Genomic DNA, 15,053 nt, shown 5'->3' with positions numbered 1-15,053 from the left:
GGCCAATTCTCGTTATTTTAAAGCTCTAGCTCAATTCTTGAACCTCTGCAAGACGGAGCCAGAAGGTCGATATTTCTTTAGCCGGTCGGTATTTAATCTCGAATTTCTCGCTTACGTACGAATCCGGCACCCCAAGCGCGTAATAAACTGGCTTGACCAGATTCGAAGATTTGGTATGACCAGATCTGGAAAAGTGATAGGACGTTGAAAGCATCTCGGAGTGGCCGCAGGCCAAGTGGAGGGGAGATGAAGATCGGCATGTGCATGTTCCTCTGGACGACAAGTGTCGGCCGGAAACACGAGGCACTGTTACGCGATATCAAGGACACGGGGTTTGACGGTGTCGAGATCCCGATCTTTTCGGGCACACCCGACGACTACCATCGGCTGGCGGACATACTTGACCGGATCGGCCTGGAACGGACCGCCGTTTCCGCCATGGGCGATCCGCAGATGAACCTGATCGCCGCCGACAACGCGACCCGCAGGCGCGGCATCGACTACATGAAATGGGCCATCGACTGCAGCGATGCGCTCGGCGCGACGATGCTGAGCGGCCCGCTACATTCGACGCTCGGCAAATTTTCCGGCAGCGGGCCGAGCGCCGCGGAACTCAAGCGCTCGGTTTACTCGCAACGCGCGATCGGCGATCATGCAGCAAAGCATGGCATCACGATCGGGCTTGAGGCGCTGAACCGCTTCGAATGCTACCTGTTCAACACGATGGACGATCTTGCGGCCCATATCGACGCGGTCGGACATCCGCATATCCGCGCCATGTACGACACGTTCCACAGCAATATCGAAGAAGCCGATCCCATTGGCGCGTTCATGCGAAACAGTGACCGCATCGTGCATGTCCACATTTCGGAGAACGACCGCGGCGTACCCGGGCGCGGCAACATTCCCTGGGCGGAGACGTTCCGGGCGCTACGCGCGAGCGGCTATGATGGGTGGCTGACAATCGAGGCCTTCGGTCGGGCACTCAAGGAACTCGCCGCCGCGACAAAGGTCTGGCGCGACTTTTCCGAGACACCGGAAGCGGTCTATCGCGAAGGCTACCGCCATATCCGCGATGGATGGCACGCGGCGGCATGAATACCAACCGATTCTCGCCGCGGTCGATCAGGGAACCATCGGGCTGAACGCTGCACTGGCAGGCCACGCCTTACGCCTGAGCAATCACCTTCTGCCTGCTCTCATCGAGCGGCCCGATTCCCTTGCAAATCGAAGAGATTTCCGAAGGCGTCCGCTCAGGAGACATCCCGTCAGGAAACCAGGGACATCGGCGGGCGGGCGGCGGGCGATGCCTTGCGGATATCGGTGGTCTGAAAGTGGGAGATTCTTTCGTTCAACACTTCCACCTGATGCCGGAGCCGATGAATCTCCGAGGTGTTTTCCTCCACCATGGCGGCATTGTGCTGGGTGATGTGTTCGACATCACGAACGGCATTGTTGACCTCGTCGATCCCCTTGTATTGCGTGGTCGTCGAAGACGAGATGACTTGCACCAGCCCATTGATCGAGGTGAAGTGTTCCATGATGGATGAAAGCGCCTGGCCGGTCTCCTCGACGAGTTGGACGCCTATGCCGACCTGCGATGCGTCTTGTTACTCAGCTGATGGCAATAAGGCTTGCATTGCCGCCGGCAGCCGCCGTGTTAATCGACATCGACACCTCCTCCAGCAGCCAATTCAAGCAATAGGCTTCGGGATCGCCCGCAATTCCTCGGTCGTCGCGGTGTGGACCAGCAGAAGCGCTCTGGCAGGGGAGCGATGAAGCTCAAACCCCAACGCTGAGGATGCAAGCCCAGAGTCTCTGAGAGGTAGCTTGAGCCTCCTCGAAATCCCTGGTCCGACCCAAACATCTACATCCCAAGCCCCAAGGACTTGCCCCGCTTCAGCGACCGCTTCAACTCCATCTGCCGGGTGAGCTCCGCACGATGACTGCGGTCGGCAAGGCGAGCAACCTCGCGGATACGCTCGACGTCACCATCCCGATCGGGTCCCACTCGCTTCAGCTGATCCGCGAGATCTGCGGGATCGGCGCGACCGAAGCGCGTTTCGATCGCAGTAGCGATGTCCTTCGCCTCGGCAAGCGCTTGACGGCCCTCCGGTGTCCCGGCCAGTCGTTCGACGAACTTTGCCTTGTCGCTATAGGGGAGATCGTCGAGCTGGCGCAGCAGCGCTTCGCTCCGGCGGCTCGGCCCCAGAACCTCGACGACGTCCTGCTTTTCCCGCTTCCAGCGCTCCGAGCCGCATTCGGCCTCAAGGCGACGCTGCCAGCTGTTGGCGGATTGGCGAACATGTGAAGCCAGCGCATCGATCCGCGAAAGCGCGTGTTTGCGTTCAGCGTTGTCTCCGAACAGGCCTGTCTTGCCGGCGAGCGCACCGATCGTCTCGGGCGAAGTGCTGAGTTGACTGGCGAGCGCGACCGGATCTGCATTCTCATCCAGGATGCGGCCGCGCAACACGTCCATTGCCGCTGGCGCGTCGTTGAACACCTGCGGCGCAAGCTGCTTTGCCGCGGCCCAATCTCGTTCGAATGCCGGCATTGCCCTTGACCGTCCGACCGCTTCGACGCTCATCGCATAGGTCTTAACCGCCGCAACGAGCACGCGGCGTTCATCGCGACGTCCATCGACATTGGGGTCCTGGTGCGAAGAGCCGCCATCGGCGATGCTGCGGGCTGCGTGCGGCCGCGGTTCTTGCATTGGCTTGGGAACCGCCGTGTCCGGAATGGGCTGTATCCCTTTGCTGATTTCGTGAGATGCGACATCACTCTCGCCCTGCCCCCGGCGATCCTCCATGCCGCGCCGATTGGCGAAGTCATGGGTATAGTCAAGCGTCGTCTCCTTGACGCCTGAGCGGCTCAGTGTCTCTGTCAGGGATCGCTCCGTCTTGAACGCATCGAGCCCCGCATAAAGCTGCACCTCCTCACGATGACGGGTCATCGCCACATAGGTCAGATGCCGGTCCATCGTCGTCGAAGCGAGAACAAAACTCCGGTCGACGGTAGCGCCTTGCGTCTTGTGGATCGTCGTCGCGTAGCCGTGATCAAAGGATTGGTAACGATTGACCGGTACGGTCACCTGGCGTTGCCCATCTTGCGTCTGCGCCTTGCCGTCAAGCCGAACCTGTATTGCGTCCGGTTGGACGGCGATCACCTCGCCCAGCATGCCATTCTTGACGCCGAGATCACGATCGTTCTCCAGGAAGACGATGCGATCGCCGCGTGCGAAGGATCGCTTCCCATTGTTGGTCTGGTAGGTGAGTTCCTCACCACGATCATCCGAGGTGCCGGTGCTTCTTGAGAGCTCACCGCGCTCCTGCAACCGAGCACGAATGCCGGCATTGATCGCAGCCACATCTATCCGCCGATGGGCCATCGCAATGCGCGTGTCGTTGGGATTGGCCGATCGGTCAGCGACGTAATCGGCAATGATCGCCTTCAGGGTTTCAGCGCGATCCGTCTTCAGATGAAGGTTGCCATGTGCCTCGTAGGCAGCAAGCCCGTCGGCAGTCCGATGCGAGGCGAAGTCGATCGAAGCCTGCTTTTGCCAATCAGTTCTTTGCCGTCGGACTTCCGACAGTTGCGCATGGCCGACGGCTTCGGCGATTGCCCGAAACGGCGCGCCCGCTCCGATCGCCTGAAGCTGTTCATGGTCACCGACCAGGACGAGCTTGGCGCCGGCCCGTTTGACCTCGTCGACGAAGCGGGCAAGCTGACGACTGCCGACCATGCCGCCCTCGTCGATGACGAACACGTCACGAGCATTCAGCCGACCGCGATCGGCCTGCCAGGAGTATTCCCACGACGCCAAGGTGCGGCTCGATATGCCGGACGATTGCTCCAGGCCTTCCGCGGCCTTGCCGGCCAACGCCGCACCATGAACGCGATAACCTTGCGCTTCCCAGGCGTGCCGGGCAGCCGCCAGCATCGTGCTCTTGCCGGCACCGGCAAAGCCGATCACCACGGCGATCTGACCGGGACCCGTGACATGCTCGATCGCCTGGCGCTGTTCCGCCGACAGCCCCTGCCCCGGTGAAGGATTTCCCGCCTGGATCGATCTGTCCTGATCGGCGATTGCAGCATCGACATAGCGCTTCGCCACAGCGTGGTTTTGGCGCGTCTTCATCGCAACAGTGGCTGTTGCCATCGCACCCTCGATCGCCACCATCTCGACCGTCGAATAGCGTGCCTCGCCGTCACGACCGCGAAGGCTTGAACTGTCGGGTCTCAGCTCGACGAGGGCTTTTGACGCCATCACCGATGCAAAGGCGTTCTGGAAGGTCTGCGGATCGTCATTGATAGTGCGATGCAGAGCCCTGGCAATGTCATAACGGCTGAAGACGCTCTTCTCGTTGGTAATCAGCTTCAATATCTCTTCGGGTCGCCGGCGAATGATCTCGGCATTGCGATCGGCCGATTGCGGTGAGATGCGCACGCGCGACACTGCCCCACCCTGGCGATTGATCTGAGTGGCATGCACACCGACATGTTCGCTCGGCTCGATCGTGATCCCGGCTTCCAGATGCGAACGGTTGTCGATACGGATATCGAGGCCTGCCCTCTCAAGGTGCGTGTTGGCAAGATGCTCCCAGGCCTGTCTGAGATCCTTCAGCTGCAGCTGCGATGGCGGCAGGTGATTGGCGAGAAGCCATCTGTTCTCCCGCTCAAGCAACGTCTTGTCGCCAAGACCGGTTTCCCTCACCTCACGCGTCGTCATCATCAGATGCGCATGGCTGTTTCTGATATCGCTTCCCTCACCCGGCCGATGGATCGCGAAGTCGACGGCAGCGCCATAACGATTGGCGAGATCTTCGGCAAAGGCCCGCGTCAGCACCAGTCGCTGGTCGGAACTCAATTCGTGCGGCAGCGCGATTTCGAATTCCCGGGCAATCCGGGCGTCACTGCGTTTCTCGGCACGCTCGGCAGCATTCCACAAGGCCGATCGCTTCATCGCCCAATAGGAGGAAGACCCAGTCGGCAAGACGATCTCGGCATGCTCGACACCTTTCCTGTTGCTAAAATCATGGGTCAGCCCATCACGCTCGTTCGTCAGCCGCTCAGCCGCACGATAGGCGGCGGACGCCACGGCACTGCGGCCACCGCTGCGGGCGATCGGCTTCATGCTGAGATGATAGATCGCCATCGCTTGTCCCCTTGGTTAGCGGGCTGCCGGCCCGCGCTTTGAGTTGCCCGGCAACTCGTAAGTGCGCCCTTGTGCCGTCGTCGCTTGGCTCCTTCGGGCACTGGTGGGAGCACGCGGCAATCTCCCGATGACCTCGTAAGCCGTTCAGCCGGTTGCTTCCACGCGCAGATTTGCGGGTTTCGAAGCGCCGCTCTTCGAGACAACTTCGATCTAGGCACGCCGGCGGCTCTGATCATCCGTTCATCGCCGCGGCCAATGGCTGAACAGGAACACGGGAGAAGATCATCGTGGCACGCAAAACCATCGGCGAGCGGCTGGCGCAGCTCGAAGCCCAGCGCAAGACATTGCAGATCCGTCTCGGCAAGCAGGAGCGCGCCATCGACACCCGCCGCAAGGTGTTGATCGGCGCACTGGTGCTGCATCGGCTGGAGAATGATCGCGATGTGCAGATCGGCGCAGGACTGGCAGCCTGGCTCAGATCGGAACTGCCAAAGTTCCTCACCCGCGATGGCGACCGGGATCTGTTCGACGATCTGCTCGAACCACGGCCGCACGACCCGTCTATCAGCAATATCGGCAACGGGAGCGCGGCATCATGATCCATGCCAACCAGATTAAAATCGCTCTCCGGAACATGATGCGCATGGCGGCCCGCGATCCGCTCTGGGCGATCGTCGCGTTCATCAGCTTTCCGCTTCGATATGCCAAGTCGTTCCTGAAGGGTGCGGTCGGCTATGTCATCGTCATCGTCACCGGCTACTTCGGGATCGACTACCTCAGACGCGTGATCCTTGGCAGCAGCAGAGGTGACGTCATCTGGCATGTCGGCGATTGGGTGGTGATGGCCTTTGCCATCGTGCTGCTTATCCGGTTTTTGTCGGTACCGTTGATCACCCAGCGACGACACGCATGGGTCGGCGCGCTTTGCCGGCCGCAGAGAGATTGCGCCGCTCACCAAGGCAGAAGGCGGACTGCTGATCGGCCGTGCGAACAACTCCGGCCGGCTTCTTCGCTATAGCGGACCGGCTCATCTTCTGACCATGGCGCCGACGCGCAGCGGCAAGGGTGTCGGCACCATCATCCCCAACCTTCTGACCGCCGACCGCTCGATCATCTGCATCGATCCGAAAGGCGAGAATGCGATCATCGCCGGTGATGCACGAGAGAACTTCGGGCCGGTTCATATTCTCGATCCGTTCGGCATCACCGGCAGACCTTCGGCTGCCTTCAATCCGATGGGCGGCGTTGATCCAGACAGCGTCGATGTCGCCGATGATGCAACGACACTAGCCGACGCACTGGTGTTCGACGAACCTGGTCTTTCAGGTGACGCCCATTGGAACGAGGAAGCCAAGGCACTGATCGCGGGATTGCTGCTGCACGTGATCGCCAGCCAGCCAGACGACAGGCGCACGCTGACCACGCTCAGGCATTTGCTGACGCTGGCGCCGGCGGCATTCCAGAATCTGCTTCATGAGATGCAGGGGAATGATGCGGTCAATGGATTGATTGCGCGTGCCGCCAATCGTCATCTCGGCAAGTCGGACCGTGAAGCCAGCGGCGTGCTGTCGGCAGCCCAACGACACACGCATTTCCTCGACAGCCCGCGCATGACCGGGGTGCTGGGGCGATCGGATTTTCGGTTCAGTGACCTCAAGGCAGACAAGGCGACCGTGTTCCTGGTCTTGCCGCCGGACAGGCTTGCCGCCTACTCGCGTTGGCTGCGTCTGCTGGTGGCCCAGAGCCTGACCGAGATGGCGCGAACGCCACCCTCGCCGCATCCATCCACGCTGCCGGTTCTCTATCTGCTCGACGAGTTTGCCGCCCTTGGTCATCTGGCGCCGATCGAACGGGCCATGGGATTGATGGCAGGTTACGGTGTGCAACTCTGGCCGATCATCCAGGACATTCATCAGCTGCGCGCCACCTATGGCCAGCGTGCCGGCACGTTTTTATCCAACGCCGGCGTGCTGCAGGTGTTCGGCGTCAACGATCACGACAGCGCCCGTCTGGTCTCCGATCTGCTTGGCCAGGAGACGGTCGTCTTCAACACGGCGGCACGCGCGCTCGATTCGGAAAAGACCGGCCTCTCCTTTGCCGAGCAGCATGTCGGCCGGCCGCTGCTGACGCCCGACGAAGTGCGCAACATGCATGCCAACACCGAGCTGTTGTTCATCGCAGGCCAGCGGCCGATCGTTGCGACAAAGTTGCGCTATTATGCCGATCCGGAATTCGCCGGATTGTTCGGCAAGCAGGACAGATAAGCCAGGAGAGATAAGGCCGGAGCGACATGCGGTTCACATCACCCCGATGAATCGATCGGGCCCAACCGATTCACAAATGTCGTTGGACGCCGCCGCCTGGTCTTTGCGATTCTGCCGGCATGACAGTTCAGCCCTATCGTCTCTACATCGAACGCATCGATCCATCGAAGAACATGGCCCGCTTTTATGCGCTGTCGATCGAGCCGAACCTCTTCGGCGGGACATCGCTGGTGCGCAGCTGGGGACGCATCGGCAGTCGCGGGCAGCAGAAGATCCATGTCTTCGACAGCGAGGCAAAAGCCGTCGATCTCCTGCTCAGCCTTTTGCGCAGGAAGCGATCGAGAGGCTACCTTCCGCTGCAGTGATCGACATCCGCATCTCTCATGCCTGAGTGAAGGAAGGGACGGTTGAGTGAAGGAAGAGACGGCTTACGCCGCCTCCTCCTCATCGAGTTCCGGCTGCAGGGAATGCAGATAGTCGACGGCGCGCTGCGCATGTGCTGCCGCCGAGAAGATGGCGCGCTTGTCGTTGGCCAGAACCTTCAGCCAGCTATCGAGATAGCTGGCGTGGTCGGGACGCGGTTCAAGCTCTGGAACGATGCCGAGATCGGCGCAGAGAAACGCGCTGCCGAGTTCGGCAATCAGCTCCTCGCGGGCGCGTTCGCTCCGGTCTTTCGCGTAGCGGCTGAGATCGCGATCAAGCCGTCGCGGTGCGGCGGTCCAGTGCGTCATCTCGTGGCTGAGGATGGCGACGTAAGACGCATCGTCCCTGAAGGCATCCAGGCATGGCATCTGGATGTAGTCACGCTGAGCGGCATAATAGGCAGCCGACCCTCCATGCCGGATCAGCGCGCCGGTATTGGCAAAGAAGCGGCCGGCATCGCCAATGCGGCTCATCGGATCCTGGTGAGGTGCGATGTCGTCAAAGCGCCCGTTAAGACCGGCGATCTGATCGGTGTTGAACACCGTGTAGGCCTTGAGGAATGGAACATCCTGTTCGATCTCGCTGCCCGTGTCTGTCGCCTCGGTGCGGATGAACGAACTGGCAAAGACCACGGTCGTGCCGGTTTCGCCCTTGCGCACCGCGCCACCGAGTTCGATGGCCTGGCGAAACGTCATCCAGCGTGATGAGGCAAAGCCACGGGCGATGGCTTGCGACCACAGCAGCAGGACGTTGATCCCGGAATAGGGCTGGCCGTTGTGGCGCAGTGGCCGGCCGACCTCACTTGCCGCATGTCCCGTCGTCCAGGGTTTGGTCCATGGCCGCACGCCGCCTTCGAGATCGGCGATGATCGTGTTGGTGATGCGGCTGTGGATATCGGATCGTTGATTGGATTGCTGCCTGCTCATGTTGGAACCTCCGTCTCGAGGTCGCGGCCATCGCGACCTGCTACGGCGGTCCGAAAGCCGGGCTGCAAGCGCTGCCTGCACCCCGCGGGGCCGAAACGCAGTGGAGGACGGCAAAGCCGTTGCCGGCGGCGCGAGCCTGGCAGGACCAAAAGCCGGGGCAGGACGCGATGGCCGCAATCTAAGTGGAAGGTTTTGACGGAGGCAGACGTGGCAGATCCCGCGAGGCGGCATCACGTCGCTCGCGTCACCGCTGAACCGCGGCGCAGATCGCTTACTTGCCCGGCCGCGCCAGTGAGCGGGCGATATCGACGATGTCGTCGCGCGAGGCGGTTGGATCGTCCTTGCTCCAGGCAACACCAAGCCCGATCCTGAAGTCGATGCCTCTGACCGCCTTCAGCTCGAACGCCCGGTTCGGCAGGCCCTCGGTCCATTCCGGCGCAAAGCCGATGCCAAGGCCTGCCGAGACCAGCGACACCAGCGAATAGGTGTCGTCGCAGCTATAGGCGATGTTGCGGGTCAGATCGTATTCCTCGAACTTCTCGTTGAAGTACCGCTCTGTGTAGGAGAGGTTCTTGCGATTGAAGGCGATGATCTTCTCCCCGCGCAGGTCGTCGATGACGATCTCCGCCTGTTCCGCCAGCCGGTTGGTACGGGAAACCGCCAGCAGATACCGCTCATGGGCGATCGAGGAGAAGCGCAGCGAGCCGATGTTTTCCACCGGCCGGATGAAGCCGAGATTGATCTGGCCGTTTTCCAGGCCGCGGATGATGTCGCCGGTATTGCCGCTGGAAATATGGATACGGATATCCGGGTACTTGCGGGCGATCTTTCCAAGGAACGCCGGCAGCACGCCGGTGGTCGCCGGATAGACGGTGCCGATCCTGATCTGCCTTATCGTCTTGCCGGCCACCGCCCTGGTGATCTCGGCGGACAGATCGACCTCGCTGAGGATGCCGACGCAGCGCTCGTGGAAGATCTCCCCTGCCCGCGTCAGTTCCACCCGTCTGGTCGAGCGGATGAACAGCGCGCAGCCGAGCTCCCGTTCAAGCGCCTGCACATGGTTGGACAACGCAGGCTGGGCGATGCGCACCTTGGCGGCCGCCCGGCCGAAATGCAGTTCCTCGGCCACCGCGACGAAGTAGGAGAGCTGGCGTAATTCCATGCAGATTTTCTTTCGATCTTCGCGCCGTCGTCCACCCAGAATATCTTTTTTCGTATAGAATAGCCAGTTATTTAATTTTCATCGTAATGATCAGGTGGGCAGATGACGCCCCGTGATCTGCTAGCTTGGAATGTAAAGAAACTTCGAGTTAATCGCGGGTTGTCTCAAGAGCGCCTGGCGCTCGAAGCAGGACTAGAGCGCGTCTCAATTTCTCAAATTGAGCGGAAGCGGGTAAATCTCGGGATCGATTCTCTCGGAAAGATCGCGAGCGTCCTCGGATGCGACATTCTTGAACTGTTCGTCAAACCGGCGATGGGCGAGCAACAACCGCAGAATTTACGGCGTGGCCGCCGCTCGCTTTAAAATCCAGTGGCGCGGCAGATGCTATCCTTTAGCTCCCCAGATTCAAATTTGAGCGTCTTGAGAAACGAACCGGCGACCTTCACCCTACCCTGTGCGACCGCCATCCTATGCTGCTCCCACGCCTAGTTTTTGAGGTGTAAGCAGATTTATGGAACTGCCACGAAACGTCTATCGATTCTGGCCCGACAACGAGGACGGCATCGTCATGCCATTCCATGCTGTCGAAGATCCGAGCGTTCTTTATTCAGTTTTGAACTGATCGGGTTTCCGTAACCTTCTTCAGGTTTGCGGGTGCATCCGGATTGTGACCTCGCGAACGTGACCAGGCTTCGACGAACACGTAAAATGGCAGAATCAGCACCAGTGCATCGGTGATTGCGTGGCCGGTCTCGACGAAGGGGAGCGGCTTTGCCTTTGTCCCAAGTGTCGACGTGATGTGGACGAAAGCGCCTTTGGCAACCAGTTCGTCAGCCACGGCTGCTATGGAACCCTCCGCAGCATCGCGAGCAGCAAGCGCCAGTATCGGGAAACGCGTGCCGACGATTGCGAGCGGTCCGTGCAGGACTTCGGCCGCGGAAAAGGCTTCGGCATGAATCCCGGTCGTTTCCTTGAACTTCAATGCCGCTTCGTTGGCGATCGCCAACCCCGGGCCGCGACCCAGCACGTAGATGGATTCGGCTTCATCGGCGTCGGCGGCAAATTCCCGCCAATCAAGTTTCGCAGCGGCGGCAAAGTGCCTCGGTAAATCCGCCACCGCCCGCTTAAGCGCAGAATCCCCGGTCCACTCAGCCAGCACCGCAAGGCCTGCGACGACGGAGTTCACATAAGACTTGGTGGCGGCGACCGCATTTTCCGGACCGGCTAGAATGTTGAGGGAATGTTTGCAGGCGTTCGCAAGCGGTGAGGGGAGCGTGTTCGTCAGAGCGATCGATGTGGCGCCCGCGCGCGTGGCTGTTTCCGCCAGGGCGACAATGTCGGGGCTTTTTCCAGATTGCGAGATCGCGATGGCTGCGCCGCGACCAAGTTTGAGCTCGGTGCCGGTGCCGGTGGCGAAGTTGCCGCGCTGCTACGACAAGGTTGAGAACTACACCGACCTGCCGGAAATCTTTGTGAAGCAGATCGAGCACTTCTTTTCGCACTACAAAGATCTGGAGCCCGGCAAGTGGGTGAAGATAGCCAGCTGGCAGGACGTCAATGTCGCAAAGAAGATGATTAGCGATGCGGTCGGCCGCTACAATTCGCAAACGTAATCGCCAATCGAAAGAGCCAAATAAGGTGGCGCCCAGTCTTTGCGCGGCCTTGGACCGGAGGCAACCTCATTATGGTTCCATAAGTATGCTTACGCCACATTCGCATGTAAGGGTGTGGGTTCAAGGATGAAGTGCGACTTGCAATAGAGAACAACGGTTTATCCTTGCAAGGAACGAGACATGAAGCGCACCTACTCCCAGATTGATATCGATGAACGCCGCAAGATTGCCCGCTGGCGCACGGCTGGGATCAGCGTTGACGTGATCGCCGAGAAGCTGCACCGACATCCTCAACCATTTTCCGTGAGCTGCGCCGCAATACGTTTGAGGATCGTGAGATGCCGGACCTCCACGGTTACTACTGCGTGATGGCCAATGACATGGCGCGAGAACGGCGTGCCAAGCTGCGCAAACTTGCCCGGTTCGCGCAGCTCCGCCAGTCGGTGATCGAGCGCATCATGCATGGCTGGTCGCCGCAACAGATCGCCGGCCGATTGCAGCTTGAGCGCCATCCGATCTCCGTCAGCCATGAGACGATCTATAAGTTCGCCTATTCCTCGGACGGTCACGCCATCAAACTGTGGCGACACCTGCAGGAGCATCGTGCCAGACGCCGGCCGCGGCACGCCAGACGCCGCCATGGCAAGCGGTTCACCCCGGATGTCAACATTCTCTACCGGCCAGACGCCGTCGCCGAGCGAAAACAGTTCGGGCACTGGGAGTGCGATCTCATCCAGTTTCGCAAGAAGTTCGGCAAGGCCAACGTGACGTCACTGGTCGAGCGGGTCAGTCGCTTTGCCATTTTCCTGCGCAACAATGACCGGCAATCGAGGCCGGTGATGGACGGCCTGATCCAGGTGCTACAATCCCTGCCCCACCTCGCCCGTCGCTCGATCACCTTCGATCGTGGCACGGAGTTCACCGACTGGCCTTACCTGCAGGCCAGCATCGGAGCGCAGACATGGTTTTGCGATCCGCAATCCCCGTGGCAGAAGGGCACTGTCGAGAACACCAATAGACGGGGCCAGGAAATGGCTTTCGAGAGAGGTCGATCCACTGTCTCTCGGCGACCGCGATCTCACCGAGATCTGCAACCGCCTGAACGCAACGCAAATGCCTCGGCTACAAAACGCCGGCAGAAGTCTTTCGCCAGAAACTTCTCGCCCAAATCAGGCGCACCGGTTAGCCTCTCAAAACCCGCAAGTCACGGTCCGCCATTAACTCACAACGGCAGAAAGTCGCGCTCGTCGAAGCTGTATGTCATGGCTCAAATTGGATTTGGCATCACGGACACGTCGCTGCCTATTTTGCGACACCGTCCTATCAAAGCATCAGCAGCGTCAGCTTGTCGATCTAGCGCACCAACTCAATCTACAGGCTCTTAAATCTGTGTGACTTAGCGCGCGGGCTAAAAGTCTTCGTTATCCACATGCTCGTAAGTTCTCGATCCCCTACCCCGACACAGCGATAATTCACTTCTATTGTGTTATCCATGTCCATTGATTTTCTACAAGGAATTCACTTGCGTGGCCATGCGTTCCTAGGTGAGGAACTAATCGATCCACCTAAAATGTTGGGATTGTCTAGCAAGACGGAGAACCCATCCGACTGCTTGGGCGGTTGATAAGGGAACATGACCATTAAGGCTTTACGAACCGCCAACTGCCGAATCTTGTTGCTAAACATTTACCGCTGTCTGACTAATACATAAAAAATTTCAATGTTACTAAGTAATTCGGCGGCAGCTAAAATACAAAATCAGACGCTAGTGCGGCAATCCAGAATATCAAAAAATATATTATCCTCATATATTGATCTGTGGCGAGCCGCCGTCTAGATCTGGTCAACACGCGGCGCGGGGGCCTACCCCGGTCAGCGAAGGGAGGCTTAGATGAACCGACGTGACAACATGCACACCGACAAAGCCAGAATCGATCGGCCAGAGATGAAGGACGGCCTTCTCGTTGGAGAACGTGACCGCGACCTCTTGCCCGTGGCATTGAACTCAGCGGCCAGAGAATACGATAAAAGCCAACTGGGGCTGTAATACAGGCCGCCCATTTTCGCTCGAGCCAAAATTCGTGCCGGCATAGGGGCCAAATAGTTCAGCCTTGAATTCGGAACGACGCCCGATATGAACGAATAAGCTCCTGTAGGGTCCTTAAAGGACATCGACAGAGGAAAACTATCAAATGCGGTGTTGCAAGAACGAGCCCCCACGTCGCGGGGTCGATTCAAATTTTGACATTGAACCAGAACCTGCAAAGGCCGATATTGCCTACGATGCTATTCGACGATTGCTCCACAGTTACGGTCGTGTGCCGGAGCAACATCTCAGGGAACAGGATCTGGCGTCTAAGCTCGATATTGGTCGAACCCCAGTTCGCGAAGCACTTCAACGGCTAGCAGCGGAAGGAAAGATCCAATACATCCCTCAAAGAGGTTTTTTCACGAGACCGATGTCAGAAAATACACTGTTGGATTTTTACGTTGTTGGACGCGAGACCCTCATTTCGGCCTTAAATCGAATGCGGCCGCAGGTACCAGAGAGCTGGAGCGTGTCGGACAAATTGTCCCCTGACGAACTCGCCTTAAGGGCAGAAGCGATCTTCTCTAAAATCGCCGAGGAAGCGGCCAATTGTGAGGCCTGCAAAATCGTCCACCGATTCTGTTTTTGTACTCACCCTCTACGAATGGAAATAACCGCGTCCGATCTTCGGCCCGCGTTTGTCAAAAGTCTCGGAAGACTAAGTGCCGCAATGTCTGAACTAGGCATGGCAACGGACCGGGCGCAGTCCGCGTTGATGAACCACCTTGATCTAGAACAGGGTGCCGTCTCAAGGATCGTACAAGAGGTGAACGAACGTGGACTAACAGGATTTTCTCGCCCCGCGTGAGTCTTGTGATCGCATACCGAAGCCCCAAGCCGAGAATTCAATCGACGCCGCTCTGTGGTTTCGAAAGCCCCTCGTAAAGACGATCTCGCAGTTGAGGCGATTTTGGGTGATCGTACTCCGGCAAGCCGGAGGAGCGGGGAGAAAACCTCACTGCTGCAATGCTGCCAGAAGAGTAAAGCGGTCAGATCCTGCGACGGTTCGAGAACATCTTGGCGGACCTTCACTGCCCCTGTGGTCCCCAATCTTACTCCCGTTCGATGCAGAGCTCCGCATAGCCTTCGACGATGACCTGTTCGCCTCACAACTAAGCTGCAGCCACGCCGATGCGGGTTTTCGTGGCCGCGGTCTTCACAAGATCAGCCATCATCTCCTCGCCGGGCTGAAGGCGAACATGATCACAGCCCCTCCCCGACGTTGAAGGTCACGCCCCTCGGCTTAAGCAAAGTCAAAGATGGCCCCGCATAGCCCCGTTGGCGACGGCTCGGCGGTGTACTTCGCGAATGTCCTCTTCCGCAAGCCACGAAATCATCTGGGCGCTCGACTGCGGCCTGCGGTTCCTGCGAAAAGTGTTGATCTGCATCTTCGTGTTTGTCGTTTCAGTGTAGCCATCAGA

Annotated in this window: 9 protein-coding genes and 5 pseudogenes; 9 read left to right on the top strand and 5 right to left on the bottom strand. The window is 59.2% G+C overall.

The genetic code is table 11. The annotated features are described in order from the left end of the window. Nucleotides 1-246: 246 nt before the first annotated feature. Nucleotides 247-1,098: a sugar phosphate isomerase/epimerase family protein gene (locus AC244Q_RS27260; protein WP_017996413.1), complete on the top strand. Its 852-nt coding sequence runs from the start codon at nucleotides 247-249 to the stop codon at nucleotides 1,096-1,098. Between the two features lie 170 nt (nucleotides 1,099-1,268). Here the strand turns inward: AC244Q_RS27260 and AC244Q_RS27255 are convergent. Together AC244Q_RS27255 and traA are read right to left on the bottom strand one after the other, a co-directional pair. Further along, nucleotides 1,269-1,604 (bottom strand): annotated as a pseudogene (locus AC244Q_RS27255) (methyl-accepting chemotaxis protein); the annotation flags it as partial. 263 nt (nucleotides 1,605-1,867) lie between these two features. Further along, complete coding sequence (gene traA, locus AC244Q_RS27250) at nucleotides 1,868-5,155, bottom strand: Ti-type conjugative transfer relaxase TraA (RefSeq protein WP_487764153.1); 3,288 nt, start codon at nucleotides 5,153-5,155, stop codon at nucleotides 1,868-1,870. Between the two features lie 287 nt (nucleotides 5,156-5,442). On the opposite strand from traA, the gene AC244Q_RS27245 reads away from it, so the two are divergent. From AC244Q_RS27245 to AC244Q_RS27235, 3 genes and pseudogenes are all read left to right on the top strand, one after another. Then, nucleotides 5,443-5,754 (top strand): mobilization protein, encoded by a 312-nt coding sequence (locus AC244Q_RS27245; RefSeq protein WP_128408295.1) that lies wholly within the window; start codon nucleotides 5,443-5,445, stop codon nucleotides 5,752-5,754. Further along, a pseudogene (locus tag AC244Q_RS27240) lies at nucleotides 5,751-7,419 on the top strand (type IV secretory system conjugative DNA transfer family protein). The gene AC244Q_RS27245 and the pseudogene AC244Q_RS27240 overlap by 4 nt, the downstream one beginning before the upstream one ends. A 119-nt stretch (nucleotides 7,420-7,538) precedes the next feature. Beyond that, nucleotides 7,539-7,784: a WGR domain-containing protein gene (locus tag AC244Q_RS27235; RefSeq protein WP_128408310.1), complete on the top strand. Its 246-nt coding sequence runs from the start codon at nucleotides 7,539-7,541 to the stop codon at nucleotides 7,782-7,784. 63 nt (nucleotides 7,785-7,847) lie between these two features. Here AC244Q_RS27235 and AC244Q_RS27230 read toward each other — a convergent pair whose 3' ends face one another. Further along, entirely contained in the window at nucleotides 7,848-8,768 is a 921-nt protein-coding gene (locus AC244Q_RS27230) for an ArdC family protein (protein ID WP_128408311.1), read from the bottom strand. Between the two features lie 271 nt (nucleotides 8,769-9,039). Then, nucleotides 9,040-9,930: a LysR family transcriptional regulator gene (locus AC244Q_RS27225; protein ID WP_128408312.1), complete on the bottom strand. Its 891-nt coding sequence runs from the start codon at nucleotides 9,928-9,930 to the stop codon at nucleotides 9,040-9,042. A gap of 102 nt (nucleotides 9,931-10,032) precedes the next feature. Here AC244Q_RS27225 and AC244Q_RS27220 point away from each other — a divergent pair, with 102 nt between their 5' ends. After that, on the top strand, nucleotides 10,033-10,293 hold the full coding sequence (locus tag AC244Q_RS27220; RefSeq protein WP_128408009.1) for a helix-turn-helix domain-containing protein: 261 nt from the start codon (nucleotides 10,033-10,035) through the stop codon (nucleotides 10,291-10,293). Between the two features lie 244 nt (nucleotides 10,294-10,537). On the opposite strand, the pseudogene AC244Q_RS27215 reads toward AC244Q_RS27220, so the two are convergent. Next, nucleotides 10,538-11,329: pseudogene (locus tag AC244Q_RS27215) on the bottom strand (SIS domain-containing protein); the annotation flags it as partial. A 4-nt stretch (nucleotides 11,330-11,333) separates the two neighbouring features. On the opposite strand from AC244Q_RS27215, the pseudogene AC244Q_RS27210 reads away from it, so the two are divergent. The 4 genes and pseudogenes from AC244Q_RS27210 to AC244Q_RS27195 all read left to right on the top strand — a co-directional run. Continuing rightward, nucleotides 11,334-11,543: pseudogene (locus AC244Q_RS27210) on the top strand (inorganic diphosphatase); the annotation flags it as partial. Nucleotides 11,544-11,723: 180 nt separating this feature from the next. After that, nucleotides 11,724-12,729 (top strand): annotated as a pseudogene (locus tag AC244Q_RS27205) (IS30 family transposase). A gap of 705 nt (nucleotides 12,730-13,434) precedes the next feature. After that, the gene (locus tag AC244Q_RS27200) at nucleotides 13,435-13,590 is read left to right on the top strand and encodes a hypothetical protein (protein WP_003563084.1); all 156 of its coding nucleotides are present in this window, start codon (nucleotides 13,435-13,437) and stop codon (nucleotides 13,588-13,590) included. A gap of 145 nt (nucleotides 13,591-13,735) precedes the next feature. Then, nucleotides 13,736-14,440, top strand: coding sequence for a GntR family transcriptional regulator (locus AC244Q_RS27195; protein ID WP_003563085.1), 705 nt, complete (start codon nucleotides 13,736-13,738; stop codon nucleotides 14,438-14,440). The last annotated feature ends 613 nt before the right edge of the window (nucleotides 14,441-15,053 follow it).

The organism is Rhizobium sp. CB2179 (assembly GCF_057653455.1).
The sequence above is the reverse complement of the archived record's forward strand: the minus strand, read 5'-3'. Positions and strand labels throughout refer to the sequence as shown.